At 63.1% G+C, this 461-nt stretch carries 1 protein-coding gene; it reads left to right on the forward strand.

Annotated features, from left to right (window positions below):
• A partial coding sequence (locus tag EOD07_RS37095) for a rhodanese-like domain-containing protein (RefSeq protein ID WP_164772993.1) occupies positions 1–461 on the forward strand: 461 nt, incomplete at its 3' end.

Raw genomic sequence — 461 nt, forward strand, 5'->3', positions numbered from 1 at the left:
GTGCAGGACAGCCCTTTCATCGTCGACGCCGATTGGCTGGAAAAGCAACTTGGCGAGCCGGGTCTCGCCATCATCGACGCTTCCTGGTACCTGCCGGCGCAAAAGCGCGACGCCCGCGCTGAATACGATGCCGCCCACATTCCCGGAGCGCGCTTCCTCGACCAGGACGCGGTTTCCGATTCGGATTCGAAACTGCCGCACACACTGGCCTCGCCGCAGCACTTCGCCCAATATGTCGGCGCGATGGGCGTTTCGGCCGACGACACCATCGTCGTCTATGATGGACCCGGCCTTTTCTCGGCGCCACGCGCCTGGTGGATGTTTCGCGTCATGGGCGTCTTCCAGGTCTACATTCTGAACGGCGGCATTGACCGCTGGAAGGCCGAGGGGCGGCCGGTGACTTCCGAGCCGACCAAAATCGCGCCGAGTGTCTTCCATGCCGATTTCGACAAGGGCAGGGT

The sequence above is a fragment of the Mesorhizobium sp. M2C.T.Ca.TU.002.02.1.1 genome (assembly GCF_003997225.1).